This is a genomic window from Bacillus methanolicus, assembly GCF_028888695.1.
Classification (GTDB): Bacteria; Bacillota; Bacilli; order Bacillales; family Cytobacillaceae; genus Bacillus_Z; species Bacillus_Z methanolicus_B.
Genome location: NZ_PNFF01000001.1, coordinates 1998317 through 2013839, shown reverse-complemented (window position 1 = coordinate 2013839; position 15523 = coordinate 1998317). Strand labels below are relative to the sequence as shown.

The following is a 15523-nucleotide window of genomic DNA, read 5'->3' as shown; positions in this document are numbered from 1 at the left end:
GTTAACAGTGTGGCTTTTTTGCCATTTTCGCTGGTAACCAAGAAGCGAGGTGCATTAGATGAGCTCCTTTGATAAAACAATGAGGTTTGATTTTCCTGAAGAGCCTTTTGAGCATGATGTAAATGAAGTGCTTTTACAAGTGTATGAAGCTCTTCAGGAAAAGGGATATAACCCGATCAATCAAATTGTCGGTTATCTTCTTTCAGGTGACCCGGCATACATTCCAAGACACAGAGATGCGCGAAATATTATCCGTAAGCTTGAACGCGACGAAATTATCGAAGTACTGGTAAAATCGTACTTAAAACAGCATAAAGAGGGATAATAATGCGCATAATGGGTCTTGACGTCGGCTCAAAAACAGTCGGCATTGCATTAAGTGATGAACTGGGATGGACAGCACAGGGGCTTGGAACGATCAAAATTAATGAAGATGAAAATGAGTTTGGTTTTGATGAGGTTGGCAAAATAATAAAAGAGAACGATGTTGGAAAAATCGTTGTCGGACTGCCGAAAAATATGAATGGAACGATAGGCCCGCGGGGAGAGGCAAGCCAATTTTACGCGAGTGAATTAGAAAAAAGGTTCGGCATACCGGTCATTTTATGGGATGAACGCTTAACGACAATGGCTGCGGAACGAGTTTTACTTGAAGCTGATGTCAGCCGAAAAAAACGCAAAAAAGTCATTGATAAAATGGCGGCATCCATGATATTGCAAGGATATTTGGACAGTATACGTTAAGAGGTGAGAAAAATGGATCATGGTGAAAACAATATTACAGTAATTGATGAAGATGGCAATGAGCAGCTTTGTGAAGTATTATTTACATTTGATTCAGAAGAATTCGGAAAATCATATGTGCTTTATTACCCGGTAGGCGAAGATGGGGATGACGATGATGAAATCGAAATTCATGCTTCTGCCTTCATTCCAGGTCAAGAAAGTGAAGAAGGCGAATTGATGCCGATTGAAACTGAAGAAGAATGGGATATGATTGAAGAAGTGCTAAATACATTCCTTGAAGAACAGGAAGAAGAATAGTTGCGGAAAACCGGCCCTTGAAAAGGAGGCCGGTTTTTTTGAACCTTTTTGACAAAATTGTCATGGATGTGGTCAAATATAGCTGTCGAACTTTCAAACAAACAAATACATTTTGTATATTTTTTGCGAATGAAATAAGAAATTATAGTATAATGGTTCAAATGTATGTAAAGCGGAAGCTTATAATGCCGGACAGCTCGATTAGGATGGAAATAGGGGTTACATTTTCAAAGCAAACCCTTGATATATGGAGGGGAGCAGAAAAGGATGTCAACGGACAAGAAAGAAACGAAAAAAGAAATCATTCGCCAAAACCTGCTGGAACTGCAATCTGAAGCAAGGATCGTCAGGAAAATCGTGTTCATTATCGCGGTTGTATTATTTTTAGTTGCAGGAGGAGTAACAGCAGGCGGGTATTTTTATATCAAGTCTGCATTAGAGCCTGCTGATCCCGGCAGCAAAGCGGAAAAAAATATCGAAATTCCAATAGGTTCTTCTGTAAGCGGTATCGCACAAATATTAGAGGATAACGGAATTATTAAAGATGCCCGAGTGTTTAAGTATTATGTAAAATTTAAAAATGAGTCAGGATTCATGGCCGGGGATTATAAATTGAAACCTTCTATGAGCATTCCGGAAATTATTGAAAGATTAAAAACCGGAAAGGCAATGCAGGAAGTTGTTTTAAAGATTACGATACCTGAAGGAAAACAATTAAAGCAGATCGCAGGTATTATTGCGGAAAAAACAAACAAGAATGAAGAAGAAGTTTTTAATAAACTGAATAATAAGAGTTTCGTCAAAGCAATGATGGCAAAGTATCCCGATATTTTAACAGACGAAATCCTAAATAAAAATGTCAAATATCCTCTTGAAGGATACTTATTCCCGGCAACTTATTCTTTTTATAAAGAAAATCCGACTGTTGAAGAAATTGTAACTGTTATGCTGGATAAAACGAAATCTGTGTTACAAGAATATGAGGGGCAAATGGAAGAAAAGCATTTTTCAGTCCATCAACTTTTAACGATGGCTTCCCTGGTCGAAGAAGAAGCGACGGAAAAAGCAGACCGTGACCGAATCGCTAGTGTATTCTATAACCGGATTAAAACAGGCATGCCGCTTCAGACAGATCCGACGGTTCTGTATGCGAAAGGAAAGCATCAAGAACGGGTCCTATATAAGGATTTGGAAGTCGATTCTCCCTATAACACATACAAACATAAAGGCCTCCCGCCAGGACCGATCGCCAATGCGGGGACGATTTCTATCGAAGCAGCCCTTAATCCGGAAAAAACAGACTTTTTGTATTTCCTTGCGACAGCTGACGGAGACGTTATTTTTACAAAAACGCTGGATGAACATAATAAGGCAAAGGCTGAACATATTACCAATAAATAATTTATTGGGGGAAAACAAAAGGCGCAAGCGCCCCGTTTAGCCCCGACAAGCACAAGACGAATCACGCAAGAGTCGATAGACTCTGGAGTGATTTGGCTTGTGACCTCGAGGGGCTGGGCGCTCCTCGAAAAGCTAACGCTTTTCTTCGTGCGAAGTATCGCTTCCGAAGCATTCCATGTGGAGCCAGATTAGGAAAAACTCGATTCAAAGTAATACACAGGGTTTGAAATTTATTATTTTATTATCAGCGAGAAAAATTCGCATTCCCCCGGCATTTATGTTAAAATGGTTCAAGTATATAAATATACACTGTAATAGCGTTACCCACGGACCTTAAGGATTTCAGCTTTTTGGCTGGTAAAAGAGCTTAGTTTTGAGCTTAATCCTTCTGTGAGCGCTATTTTTTCATGTCTAAAAGATAAATCTAAAAGCAGCCATGCTTTTAGGCAGGATAGAGGTGAGAGCAGCTTGGATGGTGATAAGCTGCATGGTTATATAGAGCAATTGCTTCCGGAACGGCCTCCGGTTTTGGCGGAAATGGAGCAATTTGCTGAAAATCATCATATACCGATCATGGAGGCTCTCGGAATCGAAGCAATGCTGCAGCTTTTTAGAATACAAGAGCCGAAATCGATCCTTGAAGTGGGAACAGCAATCGGTTATTCGGCATTAAGAATGGCCTTCGCACTTCCTGAGACGAAGATCGTTTCAATTGAAAGGGACGAAGAAAGATTTTCCCTTGCTGAAAAGTATATAAAAAAAGCCGGAAAAGATTCACAAATCACACTGATTAAAGGTGATGCACTAGAGGCAGGGGATGAAATAAAAGCGCTCGGTCCGTTTGATGCCATTTTTATCGATGCTGCAAAAGGCCAATATCAACGATTTTTTGATCTGTATTCTCCTTTTCTTAATGAAAAGGGAATGATTGTAACAGATAATGTTCTGTTTAAAGGACTTGTATGTGAAACAGAAATTGAAAACAAACGCATACGCAGTCTTGTGAAAAAAATAGATCAATTTAACCGCTGGCTGATGAGCCATCCGGATTTTCATACCGTCATTCTTCCGGTTGGTGACGGAATCGCGATAAGTAAGAAGAGGTGAAACAATGAAAAAGCCAGAATTATTAGTGACGCCGACGAGCGTGAATGATATCATTCCTCTTGCTGAAGCAGGAGCGGATGCTTTTGTCGTCGGAGAACAGCGCTACGGTTTGCGCCTTGCCGGCGAGTTTTCAAGAGAAGATGTGAAAAAAGCGATAGAACTAGCTCATTCAAAGGATAAAAAAGTATATGTCGCCATGAATGCGATCTTTCATAATGACAAAGTGGACGAGCTGAATGATTATGTCCAATTTTTAAAGGATTCGAATGCAGATGCCATCATTTTTGGCGATCCGGCAGTATTATTGGCTGTCCGTGAAACAGCTCCTGACATGAAACTTCATTGGAATACAGAAACGACTGCAACGAACTGGTATACGTGCAATTATTGGGGAAGAAAAGGCGCGAAACGCGCAGTACTTGCCCGAGAAATTAATATGGAGGAAATTATCGAAATTAAAGAACATGCTGAAGTTGAGATCGAAGTTCAAGTTCATGGCATGACGGCGATGTTCCAATCAAAACGTTCTCTAATAGGGAATTACTTTGAGTACCAGGGCAAAATGATGAAAATCGAAAATCGCATTCAAGAAAAAAATATGTTTTTGCATGATAAGGAAAGAGACAATAAGTATCCGATTTTTGAAGATGAAAACGGCACTCATATTATGAGCCCGAACGACATTTGTATCATTGATGAACTGCAGGATATGATTGAGGCAGGCATTGATTCTTTTAAAATTGACGGGATTTTAAAAACCCCTGACTATATTATTGAAGTCACGAAATTGTACAGAAAAGCCATTGACCTATGTGTTGAAGACCCAGATCAATATGAAGAAGTGAAAGATGACCTGTTGGCCCAAATTGAAAAAATTCAGCCCGCCAACCGTCCTCTTGACACAGGATTTTTCTTTAAAGAAACCGTTTATTAATGAAGGAGGAATGCGCTATGACAGCCGTGAAAGACAGAATATCACAAATTGTCGACGGAAAGCGCGTGATCGTGAAAAAGCCTGAACTGCTTGCACCGGCCGGAAATTTAGAAAAATTGAAAGTAGCGATTCGTTATGGTGCCGATGCCGTGTATATTGGCGGACAAGAATACGGATTACGTTCAAATGCCGACAATTTCACATTAGAAGAAATGAAAGAAGCAGTAGAATTTGCCAATAAATATGGGGCAAAAATTTATGTCACAACCAATATCTATGCCCATAACGAAAATATCGACGGTCTTGAAGAATATTTTATCGGCTTAAGAGAAGCCGGAATTCACGGAATTATCGTGGCTGATCCACTTATTATCGAAACATGCCGCCGGGTTGCACCGGAAATTGAAGTGCATTTAAGTACACAGCAATCTTTGTCAAACTGGAAAGCAGTGCAGTATTGGAAAGAAGAAGGACTTGAGCGCGTCGTTCTCGCCCGTGAAACAAGTGCGAAAGAAATTCAAGAAATTAAAGAAAAAGTCGATATTGAAATTGAAATGTTTGTTCACGGGGCAATGTGCATTGCATATTCCGGACGCTGTACATTGTCCAACCATATGACTGCACGAGATTCAAACCGCGGAGGCTGCAGCCAGTCATGCCGCTGGGATTATGACCTTTACAAATTGGAAGGCAATAATGAAGTTCCTTTGTTTAAAAATGGAGACGCTCCATTTTCGATGAGCCCTAAAGATTTGAAACTGATCGAATCCATTCCTCGAATGATTGAAATGGGAATTGACAGCTTAAAAATTGAAGGACGAATGAAATCGATTCACTATGTAGCAACCGTTACAAGTGTATACAGAAAAGTGATTGATGCTTATTGCGCTGACCCGGATAATTTTGTCATCCAAAAAGAATGGCTTGAAGAACTCGATAAGTGTGCAAACCGTGATACAGCGCCGGCCTTTTTTGAAGGAATTCCCGGGTTTCAAGAACAAATGTTCGGCGATCATAGCAAAAAGACAAAATTTGATTTTGTTGGACTTGTTTTGGATTATGATTCTGAGACACATATGGTTACTTTGCAGCAGCGCAATCATTTTAAACCGGGACAAGAGGTAGAATTTTTCGGACCGGAAATTGAAAACTTTACACAAGTTATTGATAAAATTTGGGATGAAGATGGCAATGAGCTTGATGCGGCTCGCCACCCGCTTCAAATTGTTAAGTTTAAAGTAGATAAACCAGTTTACCCATACAACATGATGCGAAAGGAGATTTAACCCCTTGAATCGCAAACCTGTTGTAATTGGAGTTGCCGGAGGTTCCGGTTCCGGAAAGACGAGTGTAACAAAATCAATTTATGAACACTTCAAAGGGCATTCGATCTTAATCATCGAGCAAGATTATTATTATAAAGATCAAAGCCATTTGCCTTTTGAAGAACGGCTAAAAACAAATTACGACCATCCGCTGGCTTTTGATAATGATCTGTTAATTGAGCATTTAAAAAAGCTTATTAATTATGAGCCAATCGATAAGCCGATATATGATTATTCGCTTCATACGCGTTCAAATAAAGTCATCCGCGTTGAGCCGAAAGATGTGATTATTGTCGAGGGGATATTAGTACTCGAGGATGAACGGCTCCGCAATTTAATGGATATTAAGCTTTTTGTGGACACAGATGCGGACCTTCGAATTATCAGAAGGCTCACACGCGATATTAAAGAGCGAGGGCGGACATTGGATTCTGTCATTGAACAATATGTCAATGTAGTCCGGCCAATGCATAATCAATTTATTGAGCCGACAAAGCGCTATGCTGATATTATCATTCCGGAAGGCGGCCACAATTTTGTGGCGATCGATTTAATGGTCACAAAAATTCAAACAATTCTTGAACAAAAATCATTTTTATGAAACAATAGCAATAATATTATTAAACACATTCGTTTACTGCGCGCGCCCTAATTAGGACGCGCTCCTGTGTATTTGTGTTAAGGCAAGTACATCTACATAAAATGATTACACATCCTTATGGGGGATTGTGTGGATATTAGAAGGAGTGAGTGGTTTGGCAGAGAAAGTATTCCCGATGACGAAAGCTGGAAAAGAAAAACTAGAACAGGAACTTGAACATTTAAAAACGGTTAAACGTAAAGAAGTTGTGGAGCGTATCAAAATTGCCCGCAGTTTCGGTGATCTTTCAGAGAACTCAGAGTATGATTCAGCGAAAGAAGAGCAGGCGTTTGTTGAAGGCCGTATAACAATTTTGGAAAATATGATCCGAAATGCAAAAATTATTGAAGAAGATGAAATGGCGAGCGATACAGTAACATTAGGACGCTCTGTTACATTCGTTGAGCTTCCGGATGGCGATGAAGAAACTTATACAATCGTCGGAAGCGCAGAAGCTGATCCGTTTGAAGGCAAGATTTCAAATGATTCGCCGATTGCAAAAAGCTTACTTGGCCGCAAAGTCGGCGAAGAAGTAACGGTTCAAACTCCTGGTGGAGAAATGAACGTCCGGATCATATCGATAAAATAGTATATTGAAAACGCTTGATATGTGCGGGCGTTTTCCATTTAGCAGGTTTGAAAATGAGGTGCCTCGTCAACACTTTTGACGAGGTGTTTTTTATGTGGAGAAAGCGGGCGAAAATCTGGATCATTATTTGTTTAACTGCCATAGGACTCTTGATGGGAAGGCTTATGCAACTTCAACTGTTCCAGACTGAAAGCTTCTCAAAACGAAAGATAAACTTATTGGAAGCGAGCGTTGAGCAAAGGTCACAGGAAATGGTTATTGATAATGGAAGGGGAAATTTTGTCGATCGAAACGGTGAACCGATCAACTATGAAAAAATTCCTGTCCTCGTCTTGTTTCCGTTTCTGAAAAAAATGAACTGGAATGCAGAGGAAGTGGCCCGTATTCTTCATGTCTCTAAAAATACGCTTATCCGGGAAGTGGATTCAGCTGATGATCCTTTTATCTTTGGCGATCCGAAACCAGTGAAGCTTACTTTCAAACAAATGGAGGAAATTAATGCTCTAAAAATCCCGGGTGTTTTTGCGGTTGAGCGAAAAAGTGAATTCAAGAACACACTTGCAGAACAATTACTCGGGCTGACAGGAGAAAATGCATCTGAATTGCAAAAAAGATACCCGGATAAAGACTTGTCGCCGAGGACACTTATAGGCATTTCAGGATTGGAAGAAAGCTTCGATGAATTTTTGCTGCCTGAAGGAAAATCAAAGCTAGTATTTCATGTTGACGGAGATGGTGCTCCCCTTTTTGGCATAAATGTAAAGTATGTCGAACCGGCAAATCCTTTTTATCCGGTAAATATAAAAACAACAGTTGATAAAGACTTGCAGTCCATTGCTGAAAAACTTGTCGATCAACAAGGGATAAAAAAAGGCGGACTTGTTTTATTGGATGTTGAAACAAACAGTGTCCTTGCAATGGTATCTCGTCCCAGTATTAACAAGAATAATCCATATGATCAAAATGGAATCACAAACAGAATGCTGAAACAAGAGATTATCGGATCTGTTTTTAAAACAGTAGTTGCTGCAGCTGCTATTGATTATAATCTTGATAATCCTTCAAGAAAGTTTGACTGCAACAAGAAAATAAACGGTAAGCCTGATGAAAAATTCCAGCATGGAATGCTTAATTTTACGGAAAGCTTTGCGAGAAGTTGCAATAATACGTTTGGAACGATTGCTAAAGAATTGAAAAACATTGATTCCGATATTTTGGAGGATTACGCCGAACGGCTTTCTTTAACCGGAAAGACCGGTTGGGAAGGAGATATTTATCACTTTGAAAATTTTAAACAACTGAAAGATGAAGATTCCGGGAGAGTCTTTTTGGATGAAGAAGAAAAAAAAGACGATAATTTTGTTGCTCTTTCTGGGATTGGACAGCATGAAGTCCGTGCCACCCCGCTCGCTGTTGCAAACATGATGGCAACGATCGCAAGAGGCGGAAAAAAAGAAATGGTTAGAGTGGCAACAGAAATTGAATATAAAAATGGCACGACGATGCTTGAGTTTCCAAAAAAAAATATAAAAGGAGAAACAATCGCTCCTTATACAGCGATGAAGCTTCAGAAATTATTGCGGGAAGTTATTGTTAATGAGAATGGGACCGGAAGATGGCTTCAAAACCTTCCATATGAGGTCGCCGGTAAATCAGGCACAGCTGAAACAGCCATTTATGAAAATGACAAACAGCTTCACAATAAATGGTTTGCAGGGTACTTTCCGTATAAAAACCCAAAATATGTACTCGTCACTGTCAATCTCGGAGTTTATGATGATACAGGAGGGGTAAACTCTCTGTTTGCCGATATGGTAAAAGCGATCTATGACTATGATCATGGTTTATAAAAACTTATCCCTTTTGACCCTGTTCTCTCTATTACGTTTATGTTAAATTTCTTCATGTTTCCGTAAAGACATGATAGAATGTTGACATCCTTATAAAAGGGAGGGAACACTTTTGAAAGGCGGAAATGAAAATGAATACGTATCCCGGTCAAAAATTCGGGAAAAGAGGCGCAAAACAAATCTCATTTTAAATAGTTTAATTGGAATCGTGCTCCTTCTTATTGTTATCATTTCCTTCAATATTTTCTTTGGAGGAAATGATGAAAAAGCTGCAGGGAATCAAGAACAGAGACGAGAAACAAATCAAGTTAAAAATGATGGGAAACGTTCTGTAAGTCGAGAAAATGATGAACAAGCAGAATACGAAGAAGAGAGTCAGGAAGAGTCAGGTTATGAACAAGAATCAGAGGAACCTTCAGCTGAAGAAGCCGACGATGACACTTCAACTGAAGAGAGTGAACCTGTTGTAACAGAAGGGGGCAGCAGCCCGGATGTCAAGGCGACAATCGTAAACCCTAGCTGGAAGCCTATTGGCACCACGCAAACCGGTGAACATCCGGCTGCTGTTTATGATGAAAGCTCAGTTGACTGGCAAGAAATGCTCCAAGCCATATCTTATGCTACCGGAATTGAACAGAGCAATATGACCGTATGGTTTTTAGGCAATAACGGACCTAATAAATCAGTCGGTACAGTATCTTCAAAAAGCGATAAACGAAAGTACAAAGTGTATATAGAGTGGGTAGACGGCCAAGGGTGGAAGCCTGTCAAGGTGGAAGAACTGCAAGGCTAAGGATCAAGCAAACGAAAATTGCAGGGAGGATGGAAATCCATCCTCTTATTCTATGGCTAGTTTCACAAGAAACGCTTTGTCAGTGAATCATCGCACGAAGAAAAGCTATTTTCCAGCAATGTTGTAGTTGCTTAATAAGGGTTCTTTATGATAAATTGAGAACAAGTTACGTTTTAAATCATAGTATACTCATAGGAATTATGAGTAATCATATGGAGCGTGGAATAAATGGGGAAAGAATTTATTGAGCTGTTTGAGCATTGGGCTGATTCTTATGATTCAAGCGTGACTGGCCATGATGAAGAATATAAAGAAGTATTTTTACATTACGAAAAAATTCTTGGAGAAGTAGCGAAGCGGGCTTATGGTCATGTACTTGAATTTGGAGTAGGCACCGGAAACCTTACCCTGAAGCTTTTGGAGAAAGGCTTGACGGTTACCGGAATTGAGCCTTCTCCTTCAATGAGAAAAATTGCGAGAGAAAAACTTGGCAATAAAGCGAAAATCATGGATGGTGATTTTCTAAGTTACCCGAAGGACCGCTCTTTTGATACAATTGTCAGTACTTATGCATTTCACCACTTAACAGATGAGGAAAAGCGCCAGGCGATTGCTGGCTATGGAAAGCATCTTAAAGAGGGTGGTAAAATAGTATTTGCCGATACAATGTATGAATCTGAAGATGCTTATAAAGAAGCGATCGCAGATGCATTATCAAAAGGTTTTCATAATCTGGCAGAAGACTTGCAAAGAGAATACTATACAACGATTCCAAAATTAAGAAGCATGCTTGAAGAAAACGGATTCTCAGCCAACTTTGAGCGAGCCAATGACTTTGTTTGGATTATGGAGGCCGAAAAACTTTAAAAGAGAGGGTAAAGGATGAAAGTAGCAATTATCGGAGCTATGGAAGAAGAAGTAGCTTTATTGCGTGAAAAGATGGAAGAACGAAGCGTTGAAACAATTGCCGGATGCGAGTTTACTTCCGGGATGTTGAACGGAGTGGATGTAGTCTTATTGCGCTCCGGAATTGGAAAGGTGAATGCGGCTATGTCCACTTCCATTCTTTTGGAAAGATTTAAACCTGATTATGTTATTAATACAGGATCTGCCGGCGGCTTAAACCCGGAGCTGAATGTTGGGGATGTAGTGATTTCAACCGAAGTGCGCCACCATGATGTAGATGTAACCGCATTCGGTTATGAATACGGCCAGGTTCCTCAATTGCCTGCTGCATTTGAAGCAGATCATAAATTAGTACAAATTGCCGAGACAGCTGCTATAGAAATTAAGGATATACAAGTCGTGAAAGGCTTAATCGCAACCGGAGATTCTTTTATGAATGATCCCGGCCGGGTCGAAGTGATTCGGAATAAATTTACCGGCCTTCAAGCAGTTGAAATGGAGGCAGCGGCAATTGCCCAAGTTTCTTACCAGTTCGGTTGCCCATTTGTTGTCATTCGTTCCTTATCTGATATTGCCGGGAAAGAATCAAATGTATCATTTCAACAATATTTGGAAAAAGCTGCAGTTAATTCAGCTACACTCGTGATGAAGATCGTTTCCTCCATTAAAGAGAAAAATTAAATCGGAGGGAGAAAAATGAAGGTTTATAAAAGTGTACATGAATTGATCGGAAACACTCCCGTCATGGAGCTTACCCATTTTCCGGTTCCTGAAGGAGTCAGGCTGTTTGCGAAATTAGAATTTTTTAATCCGGGGGGAAGTGTAAAAGACCGTCTCGGACTAGCGCTTCTTAAAGATGCATTCGAAAGTGGAAAATTAAAAGAAGGCGGTACATTAATTGAGCCGACTGCCGGAAATACCGGCATTGGACTTGCTCTTGCGGCAATAAATAAAGGAATCAACGTTATTTTTTGTGTGCCCGAAAAATTCAGTCTTGAAAAACAAGAGCTGATGAAAGCATTGGGAGCTAAAATTGTTCATACTCCGACAAGTGAGGGGATGAAAGGCGCGATTGAAAAAGCAAAAGAACTTCTTGAAGAAATTCCCGGCTCGTATTGTCCGCAGCAATTCGCCAACCCTGCCAATCCGGAAACATATTATCATACGCTAGGCCCGGAATTATGGGAGCAAATGGATGGACGGATAGACGTATTCGTTGCCGGAGCGGGAACAGGCGGAACATTTATGGGGACCGCACGTTATTTAAAAGAACAAAATCGTGAGATTAAAACCGTGATTGTCGAACCTGAAGGCTCCATTTTAAATGGCGGTGAACCTGGCCCTCATAAAACAGAAGGGATTGGCATGGAGTTTTTGCCGGATTATATGGATACATCTTATTTTGATGCCATTCATACTGTTTCTGATGAAGATGCGTTTCAACTTGTGAAAGAGTTGGCTGCGAAAGAAGGTCTGCTTGTCGGAAGTTCATCGGGTGCTGCAATGAAAGCGGGACTGGATGAAGCGAAAATAGCCAAGCGAGGCACGAATATTGTCGTGGTCTTCCCTGATGGAAGCGAGCGTTATTTAAGCAAGAAGATTTATCAAGGAGGGGTTTAAGTGCGCAAGAAGACAAAACTTATTCATGGAGGAATCTCAGGGGATCCGTTAACAGGTGCTGTTTCAGTGCCTATTTATCAAGTGAGCACATACAAACAGGAAGGGATTGGAGGCCACAAAGGCTTTGAATACTCCCGTACTGGAAATCCGACCCGCCATGCACTTGAAGAACTTATTAAAGATTTAGAAGACGGGAAAGCGGGTTTTGCGTTTGGTTCCGGGATGGCAGCCATTACTGCAGTCATGATGCTGTTTAACAGCGGGGACCATGTACTTTTAACCGATGATGTATACGGCGGTACATATCGGGTCATGTCAAAGGTTCTAAACCGTTTCGGAATTGACAGTACATTTGTCGACACGAGCAATCTTGAAAACATTGAAAAAGAAATCAAACCGAATACGAAGGCTATTTATATTGAAACACCGACGAATCCTTTGCTGAAAATTACTGATATCGCTTCCGCATCTGAAATAGCAAAAAAACATAATTTGCTGACGATTGTTGATAATACATTTTCAACTCCATACTGGCAGCAGCCGCTCAAACTTGGAGCGGATATCGTTCTTCATAGTGCAACAAAATACCTTGGCGGCCATAGCGACGTTGTTGCCGGACTAGTTGTTGTAAACAGCGACAAATTGGCAGAAGACTTGCACTTTATTCAAAACTCAACCGGAGGAGTGTTGGGTCCGCAAGATTCATGGCTGTTAATGAGAGGAATCAAAACGCTCGGAATCCGAATGGAAGAGCACGAATCATCTACCAGAAGAATTGTTCAATTCCTTCAGGAGCATCCGGCTGTAAAAAAAGTATTCTATCCAGGTCTTGAATCACATCCAAACCATGAGATAGCCAAGAAACAAAGCGGAGGCTTCGGCGGAATGGTATCCTTTGATGTCGGCAGTGAGGAAAAAGCTGATACGCTTCTTCGGAATATTAACTATTTTACATTGGCAGAAAGTCTTGGAGCAGTAGAAAGTTTAATTTCTGTACCTGCGAAAATGACACATGCCTCCATCCCTCCGGAACGGCGTGCGGAACTAGGGATTACGGACGGTTTAGTTCGTATCTCGGTCGGCCTTGAAGATGTGGATGATTTAATTGAGGATTTAGAGCAAGCATTAAATAAATAATTGAAAGCGGACCTCTTTTCATGAGAGGTTCGTTTTTTAATAGTTTCCATCCATACTATTAATTACATCACCAATGATACTGTTAATCATGTTAAAGTAGATAAAGAGATTAACAGAAAAGCGCAGGTGATGTAGAAATGAATCATAACGCTAAGCAGCTATACGAAAAAATGGTTGATTTTAGACGTTTTGCAGTTGTTCTGTTAGCAGTAGGTGCTTATTTTTATTTAGGTGTAGTGATACCGTCCGAGACAAAAGTCATGAAGGATTTATATATGATGATGGCAGCAACGAGCGGATCTTTGGCAGGCTCTGTTTTGTTCTTTATATTCTCAAACCAATGCCAAACAAGGCTGATGGAAATGGAAGAAGGCCGTGAATATTTAATGAAAAAGTAAAACGTCCTGTAACTTTCAGGGCGTTTTTACTATTTTTGTGGGAGCGTATAAATGAAATGATAAGAGTAACAAAATGTTCACATCCCTCTAGGATTAATCGCTTGGAAATGTGGTAAATTCGAATTAGAATTCGAACATTTCAAGAGGGGTGCAGAATATGTTCATGATCGTTATGGCATTTTTGATCACTGGCACAATTGGCTGTATTATTGCAGCAGAAGTTACTGCTGAATCATAAAACTTAAAAGGTTACTTGCATGAAAAAAGATGCATCAACCAGAATAGGTTGGTGCTTTTTTATTAATACAATAAATTCATTGGGACAGACACAATCAACCTTTGTTTTACATAGGAATTAGTTATAGGCGAAATTCCTATAAAGCGGGGGTGGAATAAATGTCCGGAATTTTAACGGCACTTGGTTACTTAGTTAAGGAAATTGTCTTCCTTGTCTCGTATGTAAAAAACAATGCCTTTCCTCAACCGCTGTCAGCCGCTGAAGAACGCAAATACTTGCGGTTGATGGCTGATGGTGATACACATGCCCGCAATATGCTGATTGAACACAATTTGCGGCTGGTCGCTCATATTGTGAAAAAATTTGAAAATACCGGTGAGGATGCAGAAGATCTTATTTCAATAGGTACAATCGGTTTAATTAAAGCTATTGAGAGCTATTCGGAAGGAAAGGGAACGAAACTTGCCACGTATGCTGCAAGATGTATCGAGAATGAAATATTAATGCATCTTCGTGCATTAAAAAAGACGAAAAAGGACGTTTCATTACATGACCCGATTGGACAGGACAAAGAAGGGAATGAAATTTCACTGATTGATGTCCTGAAATCAGAATCTGAAGATGTAATTGATACCATTCAATTGAATATGGAACTTGAAAAAGTAAAGGAATATATTGATGTTTTAGATGAACGGGAAAAAGAAGTGATTGTCGGCCGCTTCGGATTAGATCTTCAAAAAGAAAAAACACAGCGGGAAATTGCGAAAGAACTCGGGATTTCGAGAAGCTATGTTTCAAGGATTGAGAAGAGGGCCTTAATGAAAATGTTTCATGAGTTTTATCGTGCGGAAAAAGAAAAACGAAAGAACAGCAATTAGAAAGCAAAGAGGCTGATCCAAACCTAAGGATCAGCCTCTTTTTAACGAATCTAAACTTTCCTGAGTTTAAACGGACTAACCATTAACAAGGAAAGGGTAATCATAAGAAATAGGTATGTTTGCGGCGGAAGATACGGGATGGCAAGGAAGCTTACCGTAGCCAAGCAACCGGCTGCCGTTATTGGAAGACCGGTAAAAAATCCGTTGTTTTCACTTATGTTAAAGCGTGCTAAACGAAATGCTCCACAGCCTATATAAAAAACAGTAAAGAACATTCCGGGTGCTCCAAATTCAAATAAAATTCCTTTATATATTAATAGTGCAGGTGCAACTCCAAATGATATAATATCACTCATAGAATCTAATTGTTTGCCAAGTTCAGATTCAATATTGAACTTTCTGGCTACCATTCCATCAAATCGGTCAGCAAGAGCGGCAACAAAAATAAGCAATAAGCTTAAATTTAAATTGCCATTTATTCCAGCAATAATCGCAAAACCGCCTAAAGCCAAGTTCATTAACGTTAAAACGTTGGCTGTTTGTGCTTTTATTTTTTTGATTGTCTGATCAAGAACATCAGATAAAAACATTCTTTTCACCCCTTTAAATAAGAAGGAAGCAAACCTTGTAATTTTATTATATAATAATATTTTATTTTAAGCT

Annotated in this window: 18 protein-coding genes; 17 read left to right on the top strand and 1 reads right to left on the bottom strand. The window is 39.9% G+C overall.

Going from position 1 to position 15523, the window contains the following annotated elements; genetic code table 11:
* Positions 1 to 58: 58 nt before the first annotated feature.
* The 17 genes from C0966_RS10165 (at position 59) to sigK (ending at position 14860) form a co-directional block, all read left to right on the top strand.
* Entirely contained in the window at positions 59 to 325 is a 267-nt protein-coding gene (locus C0966_RS10165) for an IreB family regulatory phosphoprotein (protein WP_004438128.1), read from the top strand.
* Positions 326 to 327: 2 nt separating this feature from the next.
* Positions 328 to 744 carry a Holliday junction resolvase RuvX gene (gene ruvX / locus C0966_RS10160; RefSeq protein WP_274855325.1) on the top strand — a complete coding sequence of 139 codons (417 nt, stop codon included), beginning with the start codon at positions 328 to 330 and terminating at the stop codon, positions 742 to 744.
* A gap of 12 nt (positions 745 to 756) precedes the next feature.
* Positions 757 to 1044, top strand: a complete 288-nt coding sequence (locus C0966_RS10155; RefSeq protein ID WP_274855324.1) for a DUF1292 domain-containing protein — start codon at positions 757 to 759, stop codon at positions 1042 to 1044.
* 267 nt (positions 1045 to 1311) lie between these two features.
* Positions 1312 to 2445: an endolytic transglycosylase MltG gene (gene mltG, locus C0966_RS10150; protein WP_274855323.1), complete on the top strand. Its 1134-nt coding sequence runs from the start codon at positions 1312 to 1314 to the stop codon at positions 2443 to 2445.
* A 468-nt stretch (positions 2446 to 2913) separates the two neighbouring features.
* Positions 2914 to 3552, top strand: a complete 639-nt coding sequence (locus C0966_RS10145) for an O-methyltransferase (protein WP_274855322.1) — start codon at positions 2914 to 2916, stop codon at positions 3550 to 3552.
* A gap of 4 nt (positions 3553 to 3556) precedes the next feature.
* A complete protein-coding gene (locus C0966_RS10140) occupies positions 3557 to 4486 on the top strand; it encodes a peptidase U32 family protein (protein WP_274855321.1) in 930 nt (309 codons plus the stop codon).
* A gap of 17 nt (positions 4487 to 4503) precedes the next feature.
* Positions 4504 to 5772 carry a peptidase U32 family protein gene (locus C0966_RS10135; protein ID WP_274855319.1) on the top strand — a complete coding sequence of 423 codons (1269 nt, stop codon included), beginning with the start codon at positions 4504 to 4506 and terminating at the stop codon, positions 5770 to 5772.
* A gap of 4 nt (positions 5773 to 5776) precedes the next feature.
* Entirely contained in the window at positions 5777 to 6412 is a 636-nt protein-coding gene (gene udk / locus C0966_RS10130) for a uridine kinase (RefSeq protein WP_274855318.1), read from the top strand.
* Between the two features lie 154 nt (positions 6413 to 6566).
* Entirely contained in the window at positions 6567 to 7040 is a 474-nt protein-coding gene (gene greA, locus C0966_RS10125; RefSeq protein ID WP_274855317.1) for a transcription elongation factor GreA, read from the top strand.
* 92 nt (positions 7041 to 7132) lie between these two features.
* Positions 7133 to 8890 carry a peptidoglycan D,D-transpeptidase FtsI family protein gene (locus C0966_RS10120; RefSeq protein WP_274855316.1) on the top strand — a complete coding sequence of 586 codons (1758 nt, stop codon included), beginning with the start codon at positions 7133 to 7135 and terminating at the stop codon, positions 8888 to 8890.
* A gap of 112 nt (positions 8891 to 9002) precedes the next feature.
* Positions 9003 to 9683, top strand: coding sequence for a DUF1510 family protein (locus C0966_RS10115; protein WP_274855315.1), 681 nt, complete (start codon positions 9003 to 9005; stop codon positions 9681 to 9683).
* 228 nt (positions 9684 to 9911) lie between these two features.
* Positions 9912 to 10550 (top strand): class I SAM-dependent methyltransferase, encoded by a 639-nt coding sequence (locus tag C0966_RS10110; RefSeq protein ID WP_274855314.1) that lies wholly within the window; start codon positions 9912 to 9914, stop codon positions 10548 to 10550.
* A gap of 15 nt (positions 10551 to 10565) precedes the next feature.
* Positions 10566 to 11270 (top strand): 5'-methylthioadenosine/S-adenosylhomocysteine nucleosidase, encoded by a 705-nt coding sequence (mtnN, locus tag C0966_RS10105; protein WP_274855313.1) that lies wholly within the window; start codon positions 10566 to 10568, stop codon positions 11268 to 11270.
* 15 nt (positions 11271 to 11285) lie between these two features.
* Positions 11286 to 12209 carry a cysteine synthase A gene (cysK, locus tag C0966_RS10100; RefSeq protein WP_274855312.1) on the top strand — a complete coding sequence of 308 codons (924 nt, stop codon included), beginning with the start codon at positions 11286 to 11288 and terminating at the stop codon, positions 12207 to 12209.
* On the top strand, positions 12210 to 13346 hold the full coding sequence (locus tag C0966_RS10095; RefSeq protein WP_274855311.1) for a bifunctional cystathionine gamma-lyase/homocysteine desulfhydrase: 1137 nt from the start codon (positions 12210 to 12212) through the stop codon (positions 13344 to 13346).
* Between the two features lie 137 nt (positions 13347 to 13483).
* Entirely contained in the window at positions 13484 to 13744 is a 261-nt protein-coding gene (locus tag C0966_RS10090) for a YrhC family protein (RefSeq protein ID WP_274855310.1), read from the top strand.
* Between the two features lie 396 nt (positions 13745 to 14140).
* On the top strand, positions 14141 to 14860 hold the full coding sequence (gene sigK / locus C0966_RS10085; protein ID WP_274855309.1) for an RNA polymerase sporulation sigma factor SigK: 720 nt from the start codon (positions 14141 to 14143) through the stop codon (positions 14858 to 14860).
* Positions 14861 to 14910: 50 nt separating this feature from the next.
* Here the strand turns inward: sigK and pssA are convergent, their stop codons facing one another.
* Positions 14911 to 15450 (bottom strand): CDP-diacylglycerol--serine O-phosphatidyltransferase, encoded by a 540-nt coding sequence (gene pssA / locus C0966_RS10080; RefSeq protein ID WP_274855308.1) that lies wholly within the window; start codon positions 15448 to 15450, stop codon positions 14911 to 14913.
* Positions 15451 to 15523: the final 73 nt, after the last annotated feature.